This is a genomic window from Streptomyces sp. S.PNR 29 (genome assembly GCF_030386795.1).
GTDB lineage: Bacteria > Actinomycetota > Actinomycetes > Streptomycetales > Streptomycetaceae > Streptomyces.
In genome coordinates, this window is sequence record NZ_JANUQM010000003.1 from 181,280 (window position 1) to 203,348 (window position 22,069).

The 22,069-nt window shown below is 72.5% G+C and carries 19 protein-coding genes; 17 read left to right on the top strand and 2 right to left on the bottom strand.

Annotated features, from left to right (window positions below):
* Nucleotides 1-3: 3 nt before the first annotated feature.
* Nucleotides 4-3,810, bottom strand: a complete 3,807-nt coding sequence (locus NW895_RS09670) for an XRE family transcriptional regulator (RefSeq protein WP_289934971.1) — start codon at nucleotides 3,808-3,810, stop codon at nucleotides 4-6.
* A gap of 414 nt (nucleotides 3,811-4,224) precedes the next feature.
* Between NW895_RS09670 and NW895_RS09675 the strand changes: the two genes are divergently transcribed.
* The 16 genes from NW895_RS09675 (at nucleotide 4,225) to NW895_RS09750 (ending at nucleotide 19,062) form a co-directional block, all read left to right on the top strand.
* A complete protein-coding gene (locus NW895_RS09675; protein WP_289934972.1) occupies nucleotides 4,225-5,172 on the top strand; it encodes a helix-turn-helix domain-containing protein in 948 nt (315 codons plus the stop codon).
* A 177-nt stretch (nucleotides 5,173-5,349) separates the two neighbouring features.
* The gene (tvaA, locus tag NW895_RS09680; protein ID WP_289934973.1) at nucleotides 5,350-5,604 is read left to right on the top strand and encodes a thioviridamide family RiPP peptide; all 255 of its coding nucleotides are present in this window, start codon (nucleotides 5,350-5,352) and stop codon (nucleotides 5,602-5,604) included.
* A gap of 43 nt (nucleotides 5,605-5,647) precedes the next feature.
* Nucleotides 5,648-6,721, top strand: a complete 1,074-nt coding sequence (locus NW895_RS09685; RefSeq protein WP_289934974.1) for an aminoglycoside phosphotransferase family protein — start codon at nucleotides 5,648-5,650, stop codon at nucleotides 6,719-6,721.
* On the top strand, nucleotides 6,718-7,704 hold the full coding sequence (locus NW895_RS09690; protein WP_289934975.1) for a T3SS effector HopA1 family protein: 987 nt from the start codon (nucleotides 6,718-6,720) through the stop codon (nucleotides 7,702-7,704). Before NW895_RS09685 ends, NW895_RS09690 begins: the two co-directional genes overlap by 4 nt.
* Nucleotides 7,698-8,585: a hypothetical protein gene (locus NW895_RS09695; protein WP_289934976.1), complete on the top strand. Its 888-nt coding sequence runs from the start codon at nucleotides 7,698-7,700 to the stop codon at nucleotides 8,583-8,585. Before NW895_RS09690 ends, NW895_RS09695 begins: the two co-directional genes overlap by 7 nt.
* Nucleotides 8,582-9,178, top strand: a complete 597-nt coding sequence (locus NW895_RS09700) for a flavoprotein (RefSeq protein ID WP_289934977.1) — start codon at nucleotides 8,582-8,584, stop codon at nucleotides 9,176-9,178. Before NW895_RS09695 ends, NW895_RS09700 begins: the two co-directional genes overlap by 4 nt.
* A complete protein-coding gene (locus NW895_RS09705; protein ID WP_289934978.1) occupies nucleotides 9,175-10,404 on the top strand; it encodes a 50S ribosomal protein L11 methyltransferase in 1,230 nt (409 codons plus the stop codon). The genes NW895_RS09700 and NW895_RS09705 overlap by 4 nt, the downstream gene beginning before the upstream one ends.
* Nucleotides 10,401-11,753 carry a YcaO-like family protein gene (locus NW895_RS09710; RefSeq protein WP_289934979.1) on the top strand — a complete coding sequence of 451 codons (1,353 nt, stop codon included), beginning with the start codon at nucleotides 10,401-10,403 and terminating at the stop codon, nucleotides 11,751-11,753. Before NW895_RS09705 ends, NW895_RS09710 begins: the two co-directional genes overlap by 4 nt.
* On the top strand, nucleotides 11,753-12,430 hold the full coding sequence (locus NW895_RS09715) for a TfuA-like protein (protein ID WP_289934980.1): 678 nt from the start codon (nucleotides 11,753-11,755) through the stop codon (nucleotides 12,428-12,430). Before NW895_RS09710 ends, NW895_RS09715 begins: the two co-directional genes overlap by 1 nt.
* Entirely contained in the window at nucleotides 12,427-13,266 is an 840-nt protein-coding gene (locus NW895_RS09720) for a phytanoyl-CoA dioxygenase family protein (protein WP_289934981.1), read from the top strand. The genes NW895_RS09715 and NW895_RS09720 overlap by 4 nt, the downstream gene beginning before the upstream one ends.
* Nucleotides 13,266-14,018 (top strand): C1 family peptidase, encoded by a 753-nt coding sequence (locus NW895_RS09725; protein ID WP_289934982.1) that lies wholly within the window; start codon nucleotides 13,266-13,268, stop codon nucleotides 14,016-14,018. Before NW895_RS09720 ends, NW895_RS09725 begins: the two co-directional genes overlap by 1 nt.
* Nucleotides 14,015-14,878 (top strand): SDR family NAD(P)-dependent oxidoreductase, encoded by an 864-nt coding sequence (locus tag NW895_RS09730; RefSeq protein ID WP_289934983.1) that lies wholly within the window; start codon nucleotides 14,015-14,017, stop codon nucleotides 14,876-14,878. Before NW895_RS09725 ends, NW895_RS09730 begins: the two co-directional genes overlap by 4 nt.
* A complete protein-coding gene (locus NW895_RS09735; RefSeq protein ID WP_289934984.1) occupies nucleotides 14,875-16,062 on the top strand; it encodes a cytochrome P450 in 1,188 nt (395 codons plus the stop codon). The genes NW895_RS09730 and NW895_RS09735 overlap by 4 nt, the downstream gene beginning before the upstream one ends.
* Nucleotides 16,063-16,083: 21 nt before the next feature.
* Complete coding sequence (locus NW895_RS09740) at nucleotides 16,084-16,980, top strand: cupin domain-containing protein (RefSeq protein ID WP_289934985.1); 897 nt, start codon at nucleotides 16,084-16,086, stop codon at nucleotides 16,978-16,980.
* Between the two features lie 472 nt (nucleotides 16,981-17,452).
* Nucleotides 17,453-18,115 carry an RNA polymerase sigma factor gene (locus NW895_RS09745; protein ID WP_289934986.1) on the top strand — a complete coding sequence of 221 codons (663 nt, stop codon included), beginning with the start codon at nucleotides 17,453-17,455 and terminating at the stop codon, nucleotides 18,113-18,115.
* Nucleotides 18,115-19,062 (top strand): hypothetical protein, encoded by a 948-nt coding sequence (locus tag NW895_RS09750; RefSeq protein ID WP_289934987.1) that lies wholly within the window; start codon nucleotides 18,115-18,117, stop codon nucleotides 19,060-19,062. The genes NW895_RS09745 and NW895_RS09750 overlap by 1 nt, the downstream gene beginning before the upstream one ends.
* A gap of 226 nt (nucleotides 19,063-19,288) precedes the next feature.
* Here NW895_RS09750 and NW895_RS09755 read toward each other — a convergent pair whose 3' ends face one another.
* A complete protein-coding gene (locus NW895_RS09755; RefSeq protein WP_289934988.1) occupies nucleotides 19,289-20,140 on the bottom strand; it encodes a L,D-transpeptidase family protein in 852 nt (283 codons plus the stop codon).
* A 290-nt stretch (nucleotides 20,141-20,430) separates the two neighbouring features.
* Here NW895_RS09755 and NW895_RS09760 point away from each other — a divergent pair, with 290 nt between their 5' ends.
* Entirely contained in the window at nucleotides 20,431-22,011 is a 1,581-nt protein-coding gene (locus NW895_RS09760; protein ID WP_289934989.1) for a methylmalonyl-CoA mutase family protein, read from the top strand.
* Nucleotides 22,012-22,069 lie beyond the last annotated feature (58 nt).

The window sequence follows — 22,069 nt, forward strand, 5'->3', positions numbered from 1 at the left end:
CCGTCAGCACGGCGGCCGGTACCTGTGCTGAGGGAAGTACTGACGCCATTCGGCGCGGGTGACGGAGCGCGGGGCGGCACGGCAGATCCGTGCGGCGACGCGCTGCACGTCGGGGTCCCACAGCAGCGCCGTCCAGTCCTCGCTCCCGGTGGCCAGGGTCCGGCCGTCGGGGCTGAAGGCGAGGGTGTCCACGGGCTTGGTGTGGCCCACCAGAACGGCCAGTTCCCGGGAGTCCTCGCCGCCCACGTCGTACAGCCGCACGGTGTGATCCGAACTGGCGGCCGCGAGCATGCGCCCCCCGGGTGCGAAGGCGACGGACATGACGCCATCGGTGTACCCGGTGAACCGGTCCCGCAGGACGGGACGCCCCGGACCGGCGAGACTCCACACACGGACGGTGCGGTCCTCGCTGCCCGTGGCCAGGGCACGGCCGTCGGGGGCGAACGCGACGCTCTTCACCTCGCCGGTGTGCCCGGTGAGGACGGCCCGCCGGGTCGGGTGGCGGCGGCCGGTGACGTTCCACAGCACCGCCGTACGGTCGCGTCCGGCCACGGCCAGCGTGCGGCCGTCCGGGGAGAACGCCACCGAGTCCACGGCACCGGGCCCCGGTATCTCGGCCAGCGGCCGGGGGCGGCGTACGTCCGTCGTGTCCCACAGCCGTACCGCGCCCCGTTCGCCACCGGTGGCCAGGGTCCGGCCGTCGGGGGCGAACGCCACGGCGTTGACGTGTCCGATACGACAGGGAACGGCCGTCAGCGGTGCGGGACGCCGTCCTGCCGTCAGGCTCCACAACCGCAGCGTGCCGTCGGCGCTGCCACTGGCCAGGGTGCGGCCGTCCGGGTGGAAGGCCACCGAGTTGACGGGGCCGGTATGGCCGGTGAGCAGGACCGAGCGCCGGGGAGACCGCATGTCCGCCCTGTTCCACAGGCGCACGGTCCGGTCGTAGCTTCCGCTGGCCAGGAGGCGGCCGTCCGGGCTGAAGGCGATCGAGTAGAGCGAGCTGGTGTGGCCGGTCAGGGCCGGGTCGGGCAGGTCCCACAGGCGGGTCGTCCGGTCCTCGCTGCCGGTGGCCAGGCTGCGGCCGTCGGGACCGAAGGCCACGGACACGACACTGCCGGTATGGCCGGTGAGAACGGGCAGCGCACGGGCGGGGCCCGGACCGCTCACCTCCCACCTGCGGACGGTGGCGTCGGTGCTGCCGGTGGCCAGCGTGCGGCCGTCGGGGCTGAACCCCACCGCGTTGACCGCGTCGGTGTGCCCCTTGAGCACCTTCCGCAGGCGAGCGTCGCGCGGGCCGCCGACGTCCCACAGCCGTACCGCGAAGTCGGTTCCCCCGGTCGCCAGTCGGCGGCCGTCCGGGGCGAACGCCACGGCCTTCACCTCGCCACCGGGCGCGTCCACCGCCGACAGCTCGTGCACCTTGCCGTGCGGCCCGGCCGTCCGCCACAGGCGCAGGGTCCGATCAGCGTGGGCCGTCGCCAGCGTCCGGCCGTCCCGGGTGAACGCGGCCGCGGTCACCCCGGCGGTCATGTGCCGCACGGTGAGCGTGCGCGGCTGCCGGGGGGTCGCCAGCTGCCACAGCCGGATGCCGTTCCGGGTGACGGTCGCCAGGGTGCGTCCGCCCGGGCCGAACCCCAGGGCGACCACCGGTCCGGCCTCGGCCGGCAGACGCGTCGACAACCGGGGGTGCCGCTCGTCCTCGATGTCCCACACCGCCACCGTGCCGTTCTCGTCGCCCGCGGCCAGCAGACGGCCCTCGGCGCTGACGGCCACCGCGCGTACCGGCCCCGCCAACCGCACGGACGCGCTCGACTCGCGAGGGTGGTGGGGATCCTGTGCGCTGAACAGCCGCACCGTCCGGTCCGCGCCGCCGGTCACCCAGATCCGGCCGTCGGGGGCGGCGGCCGTCGTCAGGACCGCCGCGGTGTGACCTCCCAGCACCGTGGCGTACGGAGTGGCGAACATGCTGAGGACGCTGCCGCGCGCCGCCTCGGTGGGTGACAGGCGGTAGGCGGCCAGCGCCAGCTGAGCGGCCAGCGGCGGATTGAGCGTCCTGAGTCCCGCGGCCTTGTCGGCGGCCCGCTGCGAGCTGGCGGCGTCACGCTGGAGGTCCGCCGCTCGCTGGGCCCGCACGGCGAGGAACGCGGTCAGGCTCGCCAGCACGAGCAGCACGCTCAGCAGCGCCACGGCTCCGCGCTTGAGCTGCCCGTGGCGCCGCGCCGCCTGTCGCTCGGCCGTCCGGGCGGCCAGGCTGGCGAGGAGGAAGCGCCGTTCCTGTCCGGACAGTGCGGCGCGGTCGAGCGCCGCCGCCATGTCCAGGTGGGTGCCTCGGTACAGTGCCCCGGGATCCCGCCCCAGCGCCTCCCAGGTGTGCGCGGCGTCGGTGAGCCGGCGCAGGGTCCGTGCGGCCTCGCGGTCCTCGGCCAGCCAGCCGCTCAGCCGGGGCCAGCACCGGATCAGCGCCTCGTGGGCCAGTTCCACCCGCTCCCGGTCGAGCGTGAGCAGCCGCGCCGCGGCCGCACGCTCCAGTACGGTGCGGACATGGCCGTCGCCGGCACCGTCGAGTCCGTCCAGCTCAGCCCGGGGGGCCGGGCGACGGGTGTCCTCCGTGCCGTCGCCCGGCGCGGTCAGCCGTACGAACACGCGCCGGGCCGACTCCCGCTGTCCGGCTTCCAGCCGGTGGTAGAACTCCTCGGCGGTGCGGGCCAGGGCGCTTTCCAGCCCGCCCGCCGCCTGGAACGCGTCCAGCGTGAGCGCGTTGCCGCGCCGTCGCCGCCAGGTCTGGAGCAGGGCGTGTGACACGAGCGGCAGCACCGCGGCCTGGCCGTGCGCCTGCGCGGTCAGCGTCGCCAGCAGCGCGCTCTCGACCGTCAGTCCCGCCCGCCGGGCCGGCTCGACCACCACCCGGCGCAGCCCGTCGAGGCTCATCGGCCCGACCGGCACCTGCGCGTCGCGCATCGCCTCCACCAGGAAGCTGTTGCGGACGCAGTGGGTGTAGAAGTCGGCCCGCACGCCCAGGACCACCCGGCATCGGCCGGAGTCGGCCGAAGCGGCAGTGACCAGCGTCTCGACGAAGCGGTCCCGCTCGGCATCGTCCCGGCACAGGGTAAAGGTCTCCTCGAACTGGTCGACGATCAGGACCGCGTCACCGTCGCCGGCTCCCGAGCGCTCGGCGATCTGCCGCAGCAGGCGGCCCAGGTTCCTCGGATCCTCCTTCAGTTCCCGGTACAGACCGCCCGGGGTGGCCCCCGCCATCCCTCCCAGGCGCACCGCGCACTCCTCAAGCGGCCTCGGCCCCGGCGTCAGCACCACCACCGTCGCCGAGGTCCGCAGCCGCGGCACCAGCCCCGCCCGCAACAGTGAGGACTTGCCCGATCCGGAAGCCCCGGTCACCATCACGAACCGCTGTCGCCGCAAGCGGTCGGCCAACTCGTCGACCAGGTCCTCCCGGCCGAAGAACCACTGCGCGTCCTGCTCCCGAAGCGGCCGCAGCCCCACGTACGGAGAGCCCTCGGCGGACGCCTCCTCGGGCCCGGCATCGCCCTCGTCCCGCTCGGCCACCGCCCGCCAGCGGCGCTCCCACTCCTCGACGTCCCCCTCGCAGGCACGGACGTACGCCAGTGTCACCGCCAGCGTCGGGAGCCGTTGCCCGGAGGCCGCGGAGGACAGCGTGGAAATCGAGTAGTGCGCTCGCTCGGCGAGGCTCCGGTACGGCGGATTGCCTGCCTTCTGCCGCAGCTTCCGCAGCCCCGCCGCGAACTCCCATAAGGGTCCTTCTCCCGCCTCCAGCGGGCGCTCTCTGCGCGGCATCCACCGCACCTCCCCCGTCGCTCCCGTCACCGCCGAACCTCACACGACGGCGCCGCCGTATTTTTTCAGGGTTTGTTTGTTCGGCACCAGTGCCCCGAACGCGAACAATCCGCGAGTGGCTATACCTGGGCCGACGGAGTGTCGGATGCCCGTGGTGCCGGCCGATTCCGTGCTCGCCACGCCGACCGCTCGACGGCCCAGCAGGGCGGAATGGGGAATTCCTCGAAGGAAGCGGCAGATCATCCCGTCGCCTCGGCCCTCTTCGGTCGTCGCACGCTCCTCACCTCACCGCACAGCCAAAAGGCGAGACGGCGTCCGAGCCGTTTGCGCGACAAGCGTCGACAGGAGTCGATGCCTTCACACGGGGAGAAGCCTTTGCACGCTCATGCCCACACGCCCGGACGACCTCAGCGGATGCCCGGAGGGCAGGAGAACGGTCACGACAGGCCGTTGGGAGCCGAACTGCGCAGTGCACGCCTGAGACGGAAGGTGACGCTGCGGGAACTGGCCAGGCGGACGCACTACAGCCACACCTATCTGAGCAAGGTGGAGAGCGGACACAAGTCGCTGACGCCTGAGCTGGCCAAGCGATGCTGCGACGCGCTGGGCCCGGACAGCGCCCTCGCGGCCCTCGTGCACCGGGCGCAGCTGGCGCGCAGGCCCTGGCCACGGCCCCGGCAACTGCCGGCCCCTCCCGCGCACTTCATCGGCAGGGAGACGGAACTGGCCGACGCCCGGGCCTGGCTGCGCGCCCGCCACACCGCCCGGCCGGGCGTGCCCGTTCTGGCCGTGCACGGCCCGGCGGGCATCGGCAAGACGGCACTGGTGCTGCGCTGGGCCGCCGAGCACGCCGAAGAGTTCGCCGACGGCACGCTCTTCGCCGACCTGGGCAACGGCGAACGCCGCGTCGAACCCGCGGTGGTGCTGCGGGGATTCGTTCAGGCCCTCGGCATCGAGGCCCACCGGATCCCGGGGGAGCCGGACGAGGTGGCCGCCCTGTTCCGCTCACTCGTCCACGGGACCAGGACGCTGATCGTGCTCGACGGCGTGGTGGACACCGATCAGGTCGTCCCGATGCTGCCCGGGCCGGGCGACTGCGCGGTGGCCGTCACCAGCCGGCGGCGACTGGCCGCCGTACAGGCGCACTTCGACCCGCTGTCCATCCGGCTCGGGCGGATGGCCGTGGAGGAGGGGGCCGAGCTGGTGCGATCCCTGCTGGACGGCACACGGGTGGCGAGGGCCCTCGCCGAACAGATCCGGCACGGTTGCCCGAGGGACATCAGGCAACTGGTCGGCGACCTGCTGGCCGATCCGCGGAAACCGGCGGGGAACAGGCGCTCCGAAGGTCCGCGCCCCGCCTGATCGGCGTCGGGCGCACCTTATCCGAATTCTTGTGGCGCCGATACGGAACTATGCCCTGCACCGGCGGGAATTTGGTGCCCAATAGAGTCACCACCCTTTGTCTGGACGCCCATAAGGCCGGACGGCATGCTGGCCGGGAGTGCGTATTCCCGCACTCCGAAGCGGAATGAGGGAGTAATGGAGAAGAACGAAGAAGACGTGGTGACCGCATCGGTTTCGGAAACCGATATCGAGAACCTGGTCCAGCAGATCAAGGCCGACGACGCGGCGAACGCGAACCTTCAGGACGTCGACCTGTCCTTCGCGGAGATCTCCGGCCTCAGTGAGGAGGAACTGCAGCAGTTCCTGGAGGAGAAGGCGAGCGTCACCGCCGCCAGCGGTGTGCAGCAGAGCGTCATCGGATTCGCCGTCACGGTGGCCGTGCACTGCTGACCTGGCCGACACGATGAATCCGATCATCGATCACGATGAGCGGATGCGGGTCCGGACGCTGGGCTTCCACACCCGGCGTCCGGATCCTCATCCGCGGCCCCGCGCCGGGCTGGGCACCGGCCGTGACACGGTCGCGGACCGGGTACGCGCCCTGGACCTGGGCGCCCCCGTGAGCTGGGTACGGCACTGCGTCTCCCGCCGCACCGTCGTGCTGGCCGGCCTGGCGGACGGGCGGCACCTCGTGCTCAAGTGGCCCGACGACGACCTGGACCCCGCGGGCAGTCGCGAGGCGGACATGCTGTCGCTGCTGTGGTCCACCCCGATGACGGCCGAGGCCCGGACCGCCCTGCCGAGCGCCGTGCCGGTGACGGGGGGCGGGCAGATCACCGCCTACGACGCCCTCCACCCGGCCGCCAGCCTGCGCGAGCTGCTCGACACCGGCGCCCTGCGGACCGGCCACGTCGACACGCTGGCCACCGCGCTCGCGGGACTGCACACCGCTCGGTGGACGGCGGACGTACTGACCGACCCCGACCTGCGGATGAGCGCACCGGCGCCGCGGACCACACTGCTGAGCGTCGCCGAGTACGCCTGCGGGGTGGGGGCGGAGTTCGACACCTGGATCCGGGCCGTGCAGCGGCTGTCGGACGCCTTCGGCGAACTGCACCGGGGCTGGGACCCGCGCGGCCTCATCCACTTCGACCTGCGCGACGACAACGTGCTGTTCACCACCGGCACCACGGCGTCGACGGCGGTCCGGATCATCGACTGGGAGTTCGCCGCGGTCGGCGATCCGCACTACGACGTCGGCTACGTCGTCGCCCAGTTCGTGCTGCACGCGCTGCGAAGCAGCGGCAGACCCTCGATCCCCGCCGCCACCCTCCACACGATCGATCGCCTGGTCACGGTGTACCACTCCCAGGCCCCGGCGCCCGGCGCGGCGCTCCTCAAGACCGTGCGGTACGCGGGCCTGGTCCTGTTGCAGCAGGCCGGCGCGCGGCTGGAACTGTTCGGCTCGCTGGGCCGCACCGGCCATCTGAGCCTGCTGCTCGCCGAGGGGCTGCTCCGCCGGCCTCAGACGCTGCTGAACCGCCTGTCGCCGCAGGGAGCGCCATGACCGAGCACGAGGAGCTGTTCCGCACCATCGCCGCGGACCTGGAGGTGCGCACACCGGAGACCTTCCACCACCGCGAGTTCGGTGCGTTCACCCCGCCCAGGGACCTCGAAAGCACCTCCGCCCGGCCGCTGCTGGTTCCCCTGTGCCGCACCGTCTACCTCGTCTACCACTCCGGGGACCGGCCCTCCGCACGGCTCTTCCTGAGCGGCGGCCACGCCGCCCGCGCCGTGCACGAGCTGGAGGACGTCACCTACGCGGCGCGGCTGGACCACGCCGCCGCGGGGTACGGCGTGTGGACCGCGGGGTGGACCGTCGTCGAGCGGCGGGGGGCCGACGCCGTGGTCTCCCAGGACGGCCTGACGCTGCTGGCGCGGCCCCACGAGGTGGCGGTGCGGGCACCCCGGGTCGGCCAGGTCGTCGACATCCGGCTGCCCACCGAACGCCCTTACCGCGTTCCCGGCTGGTACTGCGTGGTGGGAGAGGCCGGCAAACCCGACAGCTCGGACCTGATCCGCGTCTACTTCTGTCTCGGGTCCGCGGAGGTGGCGCCCGTCCTGCTCGCGTCGGTGCTCGCCGAACTGAACGGACACAGGGTGGCGTTCGAGGCGAAGACCGTCAACTCGCCCGCGTCGCTGGTGCGCCGGGACTCCTTCGTGGTCTACCTGGAACGGGACCAGTGGGACCGGCACCGGCACTTCTTCACCGAGTTGCACCGGACGCACGAGGCGGACCTGCGCGACGACTACCCGCGCTTCGCCCTGCGCCTGGGCAAGGGCTTCTCCTTCGCGCAGGACCCGGACATCGACGAGGGGACCATGAGTTTCGGCGAGCACCGCAGTCTGCTGGTCGCCGAAGGTCTGCTCGACGCGTTCGAGGGCGGCGCGCTCACCGAGAGGGAGCGGTTCGAGGCCATCTCGGCACGCTACGAGGCTGCCGGACTGGACGTCCGGGCGCCCTACCTGAACCGGGAGCGGACGTGGTGACGGGGATCCGGCCGGCCCGCGAGATCCGGGGACCCATCGCGGACCGGCTCTGCCTGAGTGCCCCGTCCGGCCACGTCTGGATCGAGCGGTTGCACCGCCCCGGCGCGCAGTACCTGGGAGCAGACCAGATCTCGCTGCTGCGTACGGTGCTCCCGACCGCGCACCTGCCCCAGGTGCGGTCCGCGGAACTCGCCGTGTGGCCTGTGGTGCCGAGCCCGGAACTGCTCAGCGACCGCATGCTGACCCCGACGTCCGCCGAGGACGACGCCGGCTGGACGCACGTCCTGCGCGCACTCGGGCAGCACATCGCCGAGGTCCACCGGGTTCCGGTGACCCCCGCCCTGCGCACGGCGCTGCCGGACCGCGGCCGTGGCCCCGCGTGGCTCGACGACGAGGTCGTGGCCGCCGGCGTGCGCGCCTGGCGGGCCCGGCTTCCGCTGGACGTCGCGCCCGCGCTGGCGTCGTCCGCGCGGCGGGCGGGTGGCCCGGCACGGGTCACGCTGGTCCACGGCAGGCTCTCCGCGGGTGCCTGCGCGCCCGGCCCGGTACTGCTCGCGTGGCGGGAGGCGGGGGTGGGCGACCCGCTCCGGGATCTGGCGCACCTCCTCGCGGAACTGGTGGAGACCGCCGCGCTGTTCGACCGCCCCCCGTCGACGGTGGAGCTGCGCGCGCGGGCCTTTCTCGGCGCGTACCAGGAGGCACACGGCGAGCGCCTGACCGGGGACGAGCGGGCACGGCTGTGGGATCTGACCGCGCACCGTGTCATCGAGCACTACGCACAGGGGGCGTGGGCCTCCCAGGACGCGACCGGCGCCGCGGCGACCCTGCCCGCCGTCGAGCGATGCTGGGCGGCCGTGCGCACAGCGGAGGTGGCGCCATGACCGCCGACCGGGTGGACCTGTCCGGCGCACGGCTGGTGGTCGGTGTCAGCGGCTCCGTCGCCGCGCTGGGCACACCGCACCTGCTGACCTGGCTGCGCGCCCGGCTCGGGGTCACGGACGTGTGCGTGGTGCTCTCGGAGATGGCGCAGCGCTTCGTCACCCGGGAGTCGCTCCTGGCCGTCGCCGACTGCACCGTGGTGACCGGCTGGTCGGACCTCCCGCCCGGCGCCAGGTCCCACGTCGGCATCGCCGCGGGGGCCGACGTGCTGCTGCTGATGCCCGCCACGTCGAACACCGTCGCCAAGCTCGCTCACGGCATCGCCGACACCGTGCTCACCGCGGTGATCGCCGCCGCGACCTGTCCGGTGATCGTGGCCCCGTCGATGAGCGAGGCGACCTGGAACAAGCCCGCCACCCGGCGCAACGTCGCCCAGCTGGTCGCGGACGGCTACCAGGTCGTCGAGCCCAAGGACGGTCTGTCGACCAGTACGTCCGACGTGGAGTTCGGGTCCGTCGGCGACTTCCGCGAGCCGCTGCTGCGCGCGCTCATCAAGACCCGTATCGCACCTGCCAGGGGAGAGGAACGTCCGTGATCACCAAGGACACGGTGCTGACGAGGAGAGCCGATCTGATCGTCCAACTGGACGGCGCGAACACGGTCCGTGTGCACCACGGCCGTGTGGTGTCGGAGTTCGGCCGGCACGCGCTGGCCCTGCTGGACGCCTTCTGGCGACCTCGCACGGTCGCCGAAGCACTGCGTCTGCTCGGGCCCCGGCTCGTCGGCGGGCGTGCGCTGGACGAGGTGGTGAGCACGCTCGGGCAGCTCGTCTCGGCCGGGGTGCTGGCCGAGGAGCATCCCGTCGGCTTCACCGACCTGATGTTTCCCGTGGGCGGCTACGGCATGGCCTATCCGAACATCCGGATGCTGGACGACCCCCTGCGCAAGCGGCTGTTCGTACGCGCCGTCAAGGAGGTCGTGCGACCGGGCGACGTGGTGCTGGATCTCGGCACGGGATCGGGCATCCTCGCCGTCGCGGCCGCGCAGGCCGGGGCCCGGCGGGTCTATGCGGTCGAGCCCGCCCAGTCGGCCGGCCTGGCGCAGGCGGTGGCCGACCGCAACGGGGTGGCCGACCGCATCACCTTCCTGCGCGACTGGTCCACCTCGGTGGAACTGCCGGAGAAGGCCGACGTGCTCACCACGGACATCGTCGGCAACGACGCGCTGGACATGGCCATCTGGGAAACGGTGCAGGACGCGCGCGAGCGCCTGCTCGCCCCCGGTGCCCGGCTGGTCCCGGAGTCGATCACCGCCTCCGCGCGCCTCGTACGGATGCCGCCGGAACACGTCGCGGCACACCGGGTGGTTCCGGCGCACGTCGAGGAGTGGAACGCCCGCTACGGCATGGACTTCACCCCCTTGCTGGAGCACGACCGCGATCGGGTGGCCGGGTTCTACGAACCTCCCACGCTCGCCGCGCAGTGGCCCAGGCTCTCGCCGGCGACACCGCTGTACGAGGTGGACCTCCACCGCGACGCCCGCGTCTTCACCGGCACCGCCGAGGTCGTCGCCGAGCGGGCGGGCGTGGTCAACGGCGTGACCGTCCACTTCGAGGCGCGCCTGTCTCCCGGCACCGTCCTGTCCACGGATCCGGTCGGCGGCTGCGACAAGAGCCACTGGTTCACCGCCGGATGGGTCTTCCCCCAAGAGGTCGAGGTGGTGCCCGGCACCGCGGTCACCCTGTCCTACCACTACACCGGCGACGGCCGCGCCACGGTCGAACTCGCCGACCGCACCGCACCCCAGGAGGTGGGGGCATGAAGATGCGCGACCACGCACCGAAGTTCGCCGGCGCCGGCACGCACCGTGAGGTCTCCGCCGAGGAGACGGCGGCGCGCGTCTGGCCGTATCTGCGGCACGCGGGCATCACCCGGGTCGCCGACATCACCTGGCTCGACCGCATCGGCATCCCCGTCTACAACGCCATCTCCCCCAGGTCACGGGACCTCATCTCGGTCTACAACGGCAAGGGGCTGCGGCCGATCGACGCGAAGGTCTCCGCGGTCATGGAGGCGGTCGAGCGCTTCGCGGCCTGGCTGCCCCGCACCCCCGCCGCCGTCGCGTCCTACGCCGAGCTGGCCAAGGGCGGCTGCGCGGTGCTGAACCCGGCCGACTGCAACACCAGGCTGTCCGCGCACTACCGGGACGACGCCCCCGTCTCCTGGCTGTCGGGTTACGACCTGGTCCGCGAGGAGCCGGTGCTGGTGCCCATGCACGGCACCACCTACAGCGACCAGTTCCACGAGCCGCCGGTGTACAGCATCGCCTCGACGAACGGACTCGCCTCGGGCAACACCGTGGAGGAGGCCGTCACGCACGCACTGTGCGAGCTGATCGAGCGGGACTCGATGACCCTGGCCGAACTGGTGACCACCTACCTGGAGGGCGTGCTGCGCACCGGTACCTCGGTCCCGCGCCAGCCCGAGTCGGTGACCTCCGGGATGCGCTCACGGCACCCGCACTTCGTCATGGACCGGCTGCCGCCGCAGGTGGAGGCCGTGGTCGCCCGCTTCCGCGCGGCCGGCGTCGAGGTGCGCATGGTCGACATCACCTCCGAGCTGGGCGTGCCCAGCGTCTGGTGCGCCACGGTGGAGACCTTCGGGCCGACCGAGGGCCCGCAGGGGCACGGCGGGTTCGGCACGCACCCGGACGTGACGGTCGCGATGATCCGCGCGCTCACCGAGTGTGCGCAGAGCAGGGCCGTGGACATCCAGGCGATGCGCGAGGACATCAGCACCCCCGACGAGGAGGTGCCCAAGCATCTGGAGCACGTGCACCGGGTCAACACCGTCAACGCGTCCGGCTGGTGGTGGGAGCCCACGGACACCCGCATCACCGCCGCCGACGTTCCCAGTCATCCGTCCGAGGACGTCACCGAGGACCTGCGCCTGCTGCTGGACCGGTTGGTGGCGGGCGGACTCGACCGGGTGATCGTCGTCGACCTCAGCCCGCCGACGGTGCCCGCCTCGGTGGTCAGGGTGATCGTGCCCGGCCTGGAGTCCTGGTCGGTCGACCACAGCAAGCTGGGCGCCCGGGCGACCCGGCTGTGGAACACCGCCGTCGCCGGTCTGACGAGCCCGGCCATGGCGGCCGTACGGGGGGAGGGATGATGCGCGCGGTCGTGTTCTGCGGACCCAGCCTGAGCCACGCCGATGCCAGGCGGGTGCTCGACGCCGAATACCTGCCGCCGGTCGGCAAGGGCGACCTGGACCGGTTGCTGGCCGACGAGCGGCCACCGGACCTCATCGGCATCGTGGACGGGCGCTTCTTCCAGTCGCTGTCCGTCTCGCCCAAGGAGATCCTGCGCGTGCTCGACGCCGGGATCGCGGTGTACGGCTCCTCCAGCATGGGCGCCCTGCGGGCAGTGGAGTGCGCGCCGTACGGGATGGTCGGGATCGGCGCGGTCTTCGAGTGCTTCCGCTCCGGGGAGATCGACCAGGACGACGAGGTCGCGATCACCTACTCCACCGACACTCTCGCATCGCTGTCCGAACCTCTGGTCAACATGCGGTTCGCGCTCGCCGCCGCCGTCCGCGCGGGCGCGGCGGACGCCGCACTCGCCGAGCGTTTCCTGCGGGTGGCCAAGGAGATCTACTTCCCGCAGCGGTCCACCGCGGCCGTCATCAACGCGCTGCGGAAGGAGGTCGCGACGGCGGACCTGGAGGCTCTGGCCGCCTATCTGCGCACGAGCGCGCCGGACGCCAAGCGGGAGGACGCGCTGGCGCTGCTGCGCCGGATGGGCGCGGACAGGGCGGCGGCACGCGCTCGGGCGGGGGCACGCGGATGACGGCGGCCGGGCGGGACCTGAAGGAGCGGTGGGCCGCCGACGGCTATGCCTTCCCGGTGCCGCTGCTGGAGCCCCAGGAGGCCGGGGCGCTGCTGACCGCCGTGCGCCGGCACAAGGAGATCTCCCACCGGGTCGGCGGCCGGCTGGCGCAGCGGTGGAACTCGCCGAAGATCCACTTGCTGGCGCCCTGGGCGGACCGCCTCGTGCGCGACGACCGCCTGCTCGATGTGGCGACCCGGCTGATCGGTCCGGACCTCCTCGTCTGGTCCACGACGGTGTTCGTCCGGCGCGCGGGCAGCGCCGAGCGGCTCGCCTGGCACCAGGACGCTCTGCACTACGGCTGGGCGAACCCGCACGGCACCGCGGTGCGGGTGTGGCTGGCGCTGACGGCGGCGGGCCCGGAGAACGGCACGATGCGCTTCCTGCCCGGCCCGCACAACCACGCCCTGGTGCCGCATCGCCTGCGTGCGGGGCGTGCGGCGGACGGGCTGGAGGCGGACATCGCGGTGGACGAGGAGTCGGCGGTCGAGGTCCGGCTGCGCCCCGGCCAGGCGTCGCTGCACGGACCCACGACCGTCCACTCCTCCGGGCCCAGCGCGGCCGCGGCCGACCGGGTGTGCTTCGCCGTGGACTACATCAGCCCGGCGCTGCGGCAACTGCCCGGTGCGGACAGTGCCCTGCTCGTGCGCGGCAGCGCCGCCGCCGGCACGTTCGCCCTGGAGGAGCCTCCGGAGCACGAGTACAGCGCCGCGAGTCTGCGCCGTTTCCAGGAGGCGGTCGCCCTGCGGGACGAACACTTCCGCGCGGTCGCCCGTGCCGCGGCGGAGGCCGGGTGATGACGCGCACGGCGGCCGGCCTTCCGCTGCGGGCGAGCGTCGACCTCGCGGCGTTCCCGCCCGTGGAGGACCACCAGCGATACCCGACGTGCGCGGCGGCGGTGACCGCGGGACTCGCGGCGTTCCACGCGTACCGGGTCAGCGGCCGGGTGTGGCGGCCCTCGGTGTTGTTCAACTACGTCACCTCCCAGGTGGTAGGCGACTTCGTCCGGGGCGAGGGCTCGCGTGTGGACTGGTGCCTCGCGGCGTGGCGCCGGTTCGGCATCCCGGACGAGAACAGCTGGCCTTTCGAAGAGACGGCCCTGGGCCGGCTGCCCGACGCCCGTGCCTTCAGCCGCGCCAAGGCGTACCGGGGCATCGGCTACCACAGGCTCGACGGCGCGGACACCGCGCCCGAGGAGTGCCTGCGGCGCATCCGCGCGCACCTTGCCTCGGGTGCGCCGGTGACCTTGGACTACCCGCTCAATCCGGCGCAGGCCGACGCGGGCAGGACGGGCCTGCTGCCGGCCCTCGCACCCGGCGCCGAGCATTACGCGCGGCACGTCGTCCTCGTCGTGGCCTACGACGACGAGCGGCCCGCCGGGCGCGCCCCGGAGGGCGGGCACGCACTGCGCGGCGCGCTCCGGGTCCGCAACAGCTGGGGCACCGGCTGGGGGGAGGAAGGGCACGCCTGGCTGCCCTACCAGTACGTGCTCGCGCGCCTGACGAGGCATCACTGGACGGTCCGCATCGCCCCTGGAGGACATACATGAACGAGAAGGCTGCGGTGGTCACCGGGGCCAGCGCCGGGATCGGCGCGGCGACGGCGCTGGAGCTGGCCCGGCGAGGTCTGCACGTCGTGCTGATCGGTCGCGACGAGGACCGCCTGCGGGCGGTGTCCCGCGCCGTCGACGCGGCGGGTCCGGTGCGCTCGCGCTGGATCCGCGCCGACTTCACACGGCTCGACGACGTGGCCGAGGTGTCCCGGGTGCTGCACGACTCGTACCCGGGCATCGACGTACTGATCAACAACGCCGGCGTGTACACCAGGCGCTGGGAGCTGACCGGCGACGGGCACGAGGTCACCAACCAGGTCAACCATCTCGCGCCGTTCCTGCTGACCAGCCTCCTGTGGGACCTGCTGGACCGGCGCGCGGGCAGCCGGGTGGTGACGACCGGCTCGCTGCTGGCCGAAGGACTCGACCCCGACGACCTCGACCGGGTCCGCAGCAAGCGGGCCGGGTGGGCGGCGTACAAGGCGTCCAAGCAGGCCAACGCGCTGTTCGCGGTGCGCCTGGCCGAACTGACCGGGTCGCGGGGGCCGGTCCCGACGTGCTGTCACCCGGGGATGGTGCGCACCGGGTTCGCGTCCGGGTCCCGTCCGTACCGCACGTTCCGCCGCGCCCTTCCCTTCCTGTTCCAGCCGGTGGAGAGCGCGGCCCTGGCCCTGGTGAACCTTGCGACCGGCGACGACGGGGTCCGTCACCCGGGGGCACTGTTCAACGGGACGAAGCCGGTGAAGAGCCTCAAGCGGTGGCGCGATCCGGGTCTGGCGCGGCGGCTGTGGACGGCGACGGAGGACGCGCTCGGCTCGGACCGGCTCGGGACGATGCCGTACGGAGCCGATGCATGACCGCGCTCACGACACCGCTGGAGCGCTTCCTGAGGGCCGACATGTTCCACCGGGACATCCACCCCCTGCTGGCCGAGATCCGGTCGCGCACGCCGGTCGCGGCGGTCGACGTGCCCGCGACGGCCACCTCACCGCCCGCACAGCAGTTCTATGTGTTCTCCCACGCGCTCGTCCGCGAGGTGATGGGCGATCCGGAGCGCTTCTCCAACATCGCCTACGCCCCGCAGATGCGTCAGTTCGCGGGCCGGACGCTGCTGGAGATGGATCCTCCGGCGCACTTCGCGCACCGGGGGCCGATCGCACCGCTGCTGCGCTCGTCGATGGTGAGCGGACGCTACCGGGGCCTGGTGGAGGGAGTGGTCGACGCCGGGGTGAGACGGCTCGGGCGGATGCGGGAGGCCGATCTGCTCGCGGACCTCACCTCGTGGATCCCGGTGCGGGTCATCGCCGGTCTCATCGGGGTGCCCGAGTCCGATGAGGAGTACTTCTGCGCGCTCGCGACGCAACTGATCGACGTCGAGGCGGAGTGGTCGGCGGTGACGGCCGCGCGCACCGAGTTGTCCGGTTACTTCGCCGGCCTCGTCGAGCGCGGCCGGCGCGGTGGTGCGCCGGGCCTCCTCGACGATCTGCTCGCGGTCCGCGCGCCCCGGCGGCTCAGCGAGGAGGAGCTGGTGGCGTTTCTGCTGCTGCTCATTCCCGCCGGGATCGAGACCACGCACCGGGCCGCCGCCAACCTGCTGCTCGCCCTGTTCCAGCGACCGGGTCTGCACCGGGCGGTGCGGGCGGACCGTGCGCTGCTTCCCCAGGCCCTGGAGGAGGTGATGCGGTGGGAGCCCGCCGTCGGGGGCGGGCTGAGGATCGCCGCGCGGCCGACCACCCTGGGCGGTGTCGCGATCCCCGCGGGAGCACTGGTCTACACCTCTTTCCTGGCGGCCAATCGCGATCCCGCGCGGTTCTCCGATCCGGACACCCTCGACGTGCACCGAGCGGGTCTGCAGCACGTGACCTACGGGCACGGCCCGCACCTGTGTCTGGGCATGCACCTGGCCCGCTTCGAGGTCGTCACCCTCGTGGACCGCCTGTGCGACGCGTTGCCCGGCCTCCGGCTCGACCCAGAGCGCCCGGAGCCCCACTTCCACGGAAAGATCTACCGAACCCCCGACGCGCTGCCCGTCCTGTGCTGACCGAACGAAAGCGGGAGTCCCATGTACGTCCCCGAGTTCACCGACCTGGTCGGTGACGAGCAGGAGTTCTTCGCGTCCGCCTTCAACAGCAGGGCCGTCCTGCGCCGCGGAGCCCTGCGCGGCACCCACCAGCACCTGCTGACCGTCAAAGACCTCGACGGCCTGCTGAGGTCCGGCTCGGCGCGGCTGCCCTACGTCCGCGTCACCAAGGACGGCGACCCCCTGCACCCGATGAACTACACCAAGCTGCTGCGGGTGCAGGGCGAGTACTTCGCCGACGCCGTCGTGCCGGAACAGGTGCTGGGACTGTTCCGGGCCGGGGCGACGGTCACCTGGAACACCATCAACCATCTGCACGCGGGAGTGCGCGGGCTGACCACGATGCTGGCGGAGAAGTTCTCCACCAAGTGCGACGCGGTGGCCTTCCTGACCCCGCCGGGGACCGAGGGGTTCCGCCCGCACCACGACCCGGTGGACGTCTTCGTGGTGCACCTGCACGGGCGCAAGCGGTGGCAGGTGTGGCCGCTCCCCGAGGTGCGGAAGGGGGACGCGGCACAGTTCACGCGGGAGCAGCTGGGCGAGCCGCTGTTCACGGCGACACTGGAGCCCGGTGACGTGATGTACATGCCGTACGGGACCCCGCACGTGGCGATGGCCGAAGGGGGGACGTCGCTGCATCTGTCGGTGGTGGTGCGCCCGCGTATGTGGGGGGACCTGGTGCAGCAGACGGTGCGGGCGGTGGTGCAGCGGGATCCGCGTTTCGCGGTCTACCCCTACATGAACGCGTCCAACGCCGCACGGTTGGCCGCGGATCTCAAGGATGTGCTGGCCGCGCTGGCGGAGGAGCTGGGCAAGCAGGACCCGGACGACGTCGTGGCCGACCTGATCCGCTCGGGAGACGAGAGCGTGCGGCTGTGACGCCCGGCGAGCATGCCGGCGACGGCACGGCATGCGGGCAACGGCCGGGGCCGCCACCCCCCACAGGAGAGGCCCCGGCCGTCGCGCGGCACGGGCCGCGCGGCGGCCCGTACTCTCTACAGCGCCGCGCCTGCGTTTTCTGTCACACCTCGGCGCGTCTCGGACCGGTTGCATCTCCTGCGGACATGGACGAAGAGCGGTTTCAAGACGTAACGTGCCTTTCGCGCCGGACTGCGGAGGGCGATGCCCCCCGCTCCCACCTGCGGTGACCACCGCGACAACCTGCGGCGACCCACCGGGGTGACCTGCGGCGATCCAACGGGGTAACCTGCGGCGATCCAACGGGGAACCCGCGGTGACCACCGCAACCACCCACGGTCTCACAAGACCGCAACCATCAATTGAGCAACCACGACGGCGAGAACCCGGTCCGCGCGAGCGGCGCCGGTTGAGGCGCAGAAGGGCGCGCGCGGTGCTGGGGGACGACGCGGAGCTGACGGCCGCGGTGCGTGCGGCACAGGACGGGGACGAGTCTGCCTTCCGGACTGTGTACCGCGCGGTGCACCCGCGGCTGCTCGGGTACGTACGGACGCTGGTCGGCGATCCGGACGCCGAGGACGTGACGTCCGAGGCCTGGCTGCAGATAGCCCGCGACCTGGAGCGGTTCACCGGTGACGCGGACCGTTTCCGGGGCTGGGCCGCCCGTATCGCCCGCAACCGCGCGCTGGACCACATCCGCATGCGCGGGCGCCGGCCCGCGATCGGCGGCGACGAGACCGAGCTGACCGGCAAGCCCGCCGAGTCCGACACCGCGGGCGAGGCCATCGAGGCGCTGGCCACCGACACCACTCTCTCCCTGATCGCCCGGCTGCCGCAGGACCAGGCGGAGGCCGTCGTGCTGCGTGTGGTGGTCGGTCTCGACGCCAAGACCGCCGCGGAGACGCTGGGCAAGCGCCCCGGGGCCGTACGGACGGCCGCGCACCGCGGCCTGAAGCGCCTCGCCGAGCTCATCGGCGAGGATCCGGAATCCGCCGGCGTGCTCGACGCGCTGCCGCCCCAGCGAGAACCGCGCGGTCGTGCGGTGACGTCCGCCAGTGTGACGCACATGCGTGCGCGGACGCAGAAGGACATGTGATGGCCGACGAGCAGGACAGGTGGCTGGACCGCGAAACGGCGGAGCTCTTGCTGCGCGGAGAGTCACTGGAGGCTGTCGACGCCGACTCCCGGGAACAGGCCGAACGACTCGCCAAGACCCTCGGCGCGTTGTCCGTGCCACCCCCGCTGACCGGCGAGGAGCTGCCCGGCGAGGCCGCCGCGCTGGCCGCCTTCCGCAAGGCGCGCGCGGAGCGGGAGGGCGAGCGGGCCGCCACCGGCCGGTCCACCGACGAGCAGGACCCCGGCGCCGGGCTGGTCCGCATCGGCGGCCGTGACGGCGGCGCCCGGCGTTCCCGCTGGGGCCGTCCTCTGCGCTTCGGCCTGGCTGCCGGGCTGGCCGCCTGCATGGCCGGCGGGGTCGCGGTCGCGGCCGGAACCGGAGTCCTGAAGGTGCCCTTCACCAGCACCGCCGAACCCGAGCCGCTCGCCCCCGGCCCGTCCGCCGCGACGTCCGACCAGCCCCTCGTGTCGCCCTCGCCGCAGGAGACCGCGGAGGGCGGGTCCGTGCCCGGCACCGCCACGCCCGGCCCCTCCGGCGGCGCCGGAAGGGACGAGGCGCGCGGCGGCACGCCCACGGAGCGCGGCTCCGCGTCCGACGGCGGAAAGGCCCACTCCGGCGACAGGTGGCGGGACATCGCCTCGGCCTGCCGCGACGTGCGCGACGGCAAGGAACTGAACTCCTTGCGCAAGCGGGCGCTGGAGGGCGCGGCGGGCGGTACCTCACGCGTGTGGACGTACTGCAAGGGCGTCCTGGCCGAGTCCGGCGGCGGCGCCGAGGGCAAGGACAAGGGCGAGAACGGCAAGGGCAGGGAGGCCTCCGGCGGCGAGGACGGCCGGCCCGGCGGTAGCGGAAAGGGCGGCGACGGCGTCGGCCGCTACGTGCCCCGCGCGGCAACCACCACGCCGGCACTGCCGCTGAACCCCTGACCCTCCTCCGCCCCACCAAACGCTCCTGACCTGCGGATTCGCACCCGTCGCGGAACTCGCCGAAAAATCTTCGCCGCAGGTGTGACACTTTCGGCCGCCGGAGCGCAGTACTGAGTGAGCCGACTGGTCATCGGCCGTCGCACAGAGCCGGGGTTCCCCCCGTACCTGCGGCTCGTGCACCTGGCGCGGGCGGGACACGTTCCCCCGGTCCCGCCCGCGCCCCGTCTCACCAGTGGACGACGACCTTGTCGCCGTTCCTCACCTGCGCGTACAGCTCCGCGATCGCCGCCTCGTCCCGTACGTTGACGCAGCCGTGCGAGGCGCCGGCGTAACCGCGGGCCGCGAAGTCCTCCGAGTAGTGCACGGCCTGGCCGCCGCTGAAGAACATCGCGTACGGCATGGGCGAGTCGTAGAGCGTCGACCAGTGGTTCCGGGACTTCCAGTAGACCTGGAAGACGCCTTCCCGGGTCGGCGTGCCCCGCGAGCCGAACCGGACCGACATCGTCGACACGGTCCGCCCGTCCACCATCCAGCGCAACGTCCGGCTCGACTTGCTGATGCACAGCACCCGGCCGGTCATACAGCGCGCGTCGGGTGCGGCGGCCGGCTGCCCGCCCATCAGGTACAGGTCCCAGTGGCCCGGTTCACGGGTCATGTCCAGCAGCCGCTGCCAGGTGACGGTGTCGGTCTTCCCGGTCCGCGGCAGCCCGCGCTTGCCCTGGAAGCCCCGGACCGCGCGTTCCGTCAGGTCGTCGTACGTCCCGGTCGGCCCGTCGTGGAGCCAGGCGACCTGGCGCAGCCGGGCCTGGAGTTCACGGACGTCCCGCCCGGTGTCGCCACGGGACCACAGCACGGCGGGCTCCACACGGGTGGCCGGAGCGCTCGGCCTGTCCTCGCCCCCGACCTCACCGGCGTCGGCGTTTTTGCCGGCGTCGTCGTCGGCGGAGGGCGTGGCCGGGGGAGTGGTGGTGATGTCGATGCGGATCGGCGAGCGGTGCTTGCCGCCGCTGTCCGCCCCCTGCACCGTGCAGCCGCAGACCGCGGCCAGGCCCAGCAGCGCCGCGATCCATCTCCCCATGCCCGTAGTACGCACAACGGCCCCCCGTCGTCTCGGCGTCGACTCCGCGCTCTGCCGGGGATGTCCCCGGGACACCCCCCTTACGACCCCTGAGATTGCTGCCCGCGGATGACTGCCCGCGAACGAGACGGCATTGTTGTGACCGGAACCGCAACAAGGCTGTGAGGAAGGTCCCAGCGTGCTCCTGTCCAACAGGCGCACGCTCACCGCTACAGTCCGTCGAAGGTCGGTCTGTACTGGCGAGTAACCGGCGAGTAACCCGAGTAACTGCTCAGCGGGAGGCACACACCATGGCGCGCGAGTCGGAGTCCGGACTGCCCATCGAGCCGGTCTACGGGCCGGAGGACCTTGAGGGCTGGGACCCGGCCGAGAAGCTGGGCGAACCGGGCCGCTATCCCTTCACGCGCGGCGTGTACCCGACGATGTACACCGGCCGTCCGTGGACGATGCGCCAGTACGCCGGTTTCGGTACGGCGACCGAGTCCAACGCCCGCTACAAGCAGCTGATCGCCAACGGCACGATGGGTCTGTCGGTCGCCTTCGACCTGCCCACCCAGATGGGCCACGACTCCGACGCCCCGATCGCGCACGGCGAGGTCGGCAAGGTGGGCGTGGCGATCGACTCGATCGACGACATGCGGGTGCTGTTCGGCGGGATCCCGCTGGACAAGGTCTCGACGTCGATGACGATCAACGCGCCGGCGGCTCTGCTGCTGCTCCTCTACCAGCTGGTGGCGGAGGAGCAGGGCGTCAGCGCGGACAAGCTGACGGGCACGATCCAGAACGACGTGCTGAAGGAGTACATCGCGCGGGGCACGTACATCTTCCCGCCGAAGCCGTCCCTGCGCCTGATCGCCGACATCTTCAAGTACTGCAAGGCCGAGATCCCGAAGTGGAACACGATCTCGATCTCCGGCTACCACATGGCGGAAGCCGGCGCCTCGCCCGCGCAGGAGATCGCGTTCACCCTCGCCGACGGCATCGAGTACGTCCGTACGGCGGTCGCGGCCGGCATGGACGTCGACGACTTCGCCCCCCGCCTGTCCTTCTTCTTCGTCGCCCGGACGACGATCCTGGAGGAGGTCGCCAAGTTCCGGGCGGCCCGCCGGATCTGGGCGCGGGTGATGAAGGAGGAGTTCGGCGCGCAGAACCCCAAGTCGCTGATGCTGCGCTTCCACACGCAGACGGCCGGGGTTCAGCTCACGGCCCAGCAGCCGGAGGTGAACCTGGTCCGGGTCGCCGTCCAGGGCCTGGCGGCGGTGCTCGGCGGCACGCAGTCGCTGCACACGAACTCCTTCGACGAGGCGATCGCGCTGCCGACGGACAAGTCCGCGCGCCTCGCCCTGCGCACCCAGCAGGTCCTCGCCTACGAGACCGACGTGACGGCGACCGTCGATCCGTTCGCCGGCTCCTACGTCATCGAGAAGATGACCGACGACGTCGAGGCGGCGGCGCTGGAGCTGATGGAGAAGGTCGAGGAACTCGGCGGCGCGGTCAACGCCATCGAGCACGGCTTCCAGAAGAGCGAGATCGAGCGCAGCGCCTACCGGATCGCCCAGGAGACCGACAGCGGCGAGCGGGTCGTGGTCGGCGTCAACCGCTTCCAGCTGGACGAGGAGGAGCCCTACGAGCCCCTCCGCGTCGACCCCGCCATCGAGGCCCAGCAGGCCGAGCGGCTCGCCAAGCTGCGGGCGGAACGGGACCAGGCGGCGGTGGACACCGCGCTGGCGGCCCTGAAGAAGGCCGCCGAGGGGGAGGACAACGTCCTGTACCCGATGAAGGACGCGCTGAAGGCGCGGGCGACGGTGGGCGAGGTGTGCAACGCCCTGCGGGAGGTCTGGGGGACTTACGTGCCGTCGGATGCGTTCTGACCTGGGTGATTCCTCCGAATGAGTGATCGGGGGCGGAACCCGCACGCCCCCGGTTACT

Excerpts from the sequence above, each read along its gene's own strand:
- NW895_RS09690 (WP_289934975.1), top strand. The coding sequence starts at position 6,718 with ATGACCGAGCACGAGGAGCTGTTCCGCACCATCGCCGCGGACCTGGAG.
- NW895_RS09715 (WP_289934980.1), top strand. The coding sequence starts at position 11,753 with ATGCGCGCGGTCGTGTTCTGCGGACCCAGCCTGAGCCACGCCGATGCC.
- tvaA (WP_289934973.1), top strand. The coding sequence starts at position 5,350 with ATGGAGAAGAACGAAGAAGACGTGGTGACCGCATCGGTTTCGGAAACC.
- NW895_RS09720 (WP_289934981.1), top strand. The coding sequence starts at position 12,427 with ATGACGGCGGCCGGGCGGGACCTGAAGGAGCGGTGGGCCGCCGACGGC.
- NW895_RS09755 (WP_289934988.1), bottom strand. The coding sequence starts at position 20,140 with ATGGGGAGATGGATCGCGGCGCTGCTGGGCCTGGCCGCGGTCTGCGGC.
- NW895_RS09760 (WP_289934989.1), top strand. The coding sequence starts at position 20,431 with ATGGCGCGCGAGTCGGAGTCCGGACTGCCCATCGAGCCGGTCTACGGG.
- NW895_RS09710 (WP_289934979.1), top strand. The coding sequence starts at position 10,401 with ATGAAGATGCGCGACCACGCACCGAAGTTCGCCGGCGCCGGCACGCAC.
- NW895_RS09735 (WP_289934984.1), top strand. The coding sequence starts at position 14,875 with ATGACCGCGCTCACGACACCGCTGGAGCGCTTCCTGAGGGCCGACATG.
- NW895_RS09685 (WP_289934974.1), top strand. The coding sequence starts at position 5,648 with ATGCGGGTCCGGACGCTGGGCTTCCACACCCGGCGTCCGGATCCTCAT.
- NW895_RS09675 (WP_289934972.1), top strand. The coding sequence starts at position 4,225 with ATGCCCGGAGGGCAGGAGAACGGTCACGACAGGCCGTTGGGAGCCGAA.
- NW895_RS09750 (WP_289934987.1), top strand. The coding sequence starts at position 18,115 with ATGGCCGACGAGCAGGACAGGTGGCTGGACCGCGAAACGGCGGAGCTC.
- NW895_RS09670 (WP_289934971.1), bottom strand. The coding sequence starts at position 3,810 with ATGCCGCGCAGAGAGCGCCCGCTGGAGGCGGGAGAAGGACCCTTATGG.
- NW895_RS09730 (WP_289934983.1), top strand. The coding sequence starts at position 14,015 with ATGAACGAGAAGGCTGCGGTGGTCACCGGGGCCAGCGCCGGGATCGGC.
- NW895_RS09740 (WP_289934985.1), top strand. The coding sequence starts at position 16,084 with ATGTACGTCCCCGAGTTCACCGACCTGGTCGGTGACGAGCAGGAGTTC.
- NW895_RS09725 (WP_289934982.1), top strand. The coding sequence starts at position 13,266 with ATGACGCGCACGGCGGCCGGCCTTCCGCTGCGGGCGAGCGTCGACCTC.
- NW895_RS09700 (WP_289934977.1), top strand. The coding sequence starts at position 8,582 with ATGACCGCCGACCGGGTGGACCTGTCCGGCGCACGGCTGGTGGTCGGT.